The organism is Geomonas sp. (genome assembly GCF_056994735.1).
The window spans coordinates 1-1,267 of the sequence record NZ_JBXKJL010000011.1 but is presented as its reverse complement, the minus strand read 5'-3'; the positions used below and the strand labels follow the sequence as shown (position 1 = coordinate 1,267).

Annotated in this window: 2 protein-coding genes; both read left to right on the top strand. The window is 59.1% G+C overall.

The genetic code is table 11. From position 1 onward, the window contains the following. A partial coding sequence (locus AC11W3_RS00500; protein ID WP_484092302.1) for a glycosyltransferase family 2 protein occupies nucleotides 1-636 on the top strand: 636 nt, incomplete at its 5' end. A 3-nt stretch (nucleotides 637-639) separates the two neighbouring features. Then, nucleotides 640-987, top strand: coding sequence for a DUF2304 domain-containing protein (locus tag AC11W3_RS00495; protein ID WP_484092301.1), 348 nt, complete (start codon nucleotides 640-642; stop codon nucleotides 985-987). Nucleotides 988-1,267: the final 280 nt, after the last annotated feature.

The following is a 1,267-nucleotide window of genomic DNA, read 5'->3' as shown; positions in this document are numbered from 1 at the left end:
CTGCGCTGTTTCGGCGGGGACATCCTGGTGGTCAACGACGGCTCGACGGACGAAACTGCCGCTGTCGCCAAAGGACTGGGAGCTCACGTCATCTCGCACCCTTTCAACCTCGGCATCGGCGGCACGGTCCAGACGGGGCTCAAGTTCGCCCGCGATTGCGGTTACGACATGGCCATCCAGTTCGACGGCGACGGCCAACACCGGGCCGACCAGATCTTCAAGATCATCGACCTTGTCAAGCGCGGCGAGGCGGACCTCGTGATCGGCTCACGCACCCTGCCGGGCGGCTACAAGATGGGGATCACGCGCTGGATCGGCTCCCGCATCTTCCACTGCCTGATCAAGGTACTGTCCGGGCACGCGATCCAGGATCCGACCTCCGGATTCCGCTGCTACGGTAAAAGAACAATCCAGGTCTTCTCCCGCTACTACACCGACGACTATCCCGAGGTCGAATCGATCGTCACCGCGGCCAGAAGCGGGCTGCGGGTGGTGGAGGTTCCCGTGCTGATGCGCGGAAGGCTTTCGGGAAACTCCTCGATAACCAGAAGAAAATCCGCCTACTACATGCTGAAGGTGACCCTTGCGCTGGTGGTGGACGCCATGCGTGGCAAGATGCTCGTGGGGGAATCCTAGCAGATGGATCTGACAAAACTTGTTTCTCTAGCGCTCGCAGCCGTGGTCTTCGGCTTCGTGATCTGGCTGGTCAGGGAGCGGCGCCTGCGGGAGAAGTACGCCCTGCTGTGGCTGTGCACCTCCGTGATGGTCGTGCTGCTGACCGTTTCGCGCAGCGTGCTGGAAAAGGTGGCCTTGAGCATCGGCATCTACTATCCGCCGTCGCTTCTCTTCCTGGTCGGGGTGCTGTTCCTCCTGCTGGTCTGTATCGGCCACTCTGTCACGCTGTCGCGGCTTTCGGAAAGCAACCACCAGCTGGCCCAGGAGGTGGCGCTGCTCAGGAAACAGCTGGAGGATGCTAAAAGGCAGTGAATGGTGAATGGTGAATGGTGAATAGAACCGTGAAAGGTGAAAGGTGAAAGGTGAAGGGTTGTAAGGTTGTTCACCCTGAGCTTGTCGAAGGGGGCAAAGTTTAAATGTAGATTTAGATCCGATTTTATCCGAGGTTAATCCCGCGCGGAATGGTTGTTGGTTTGGTTTTAGATGGGGCGTCGGGCGCCGGAGCGCTGGCGCCTTTTTGCGTTTTGCGGAGGCTTTAAGTGGCAAGAAAGGGTAGGGGCAGGGCGGTCAACAGGCGTAAGAAATCTGGCGG

Bases quoted from the DNA above. Each gene is read 5' to 3' on its own strand.
- AC11W3_RS00495 (WP_484092301.1), top strand. From the start codon at position 640: ATGGATCTGACAAAACTTGTTTCTCTAGCGCTCGCAGCCGTGGTCTTC.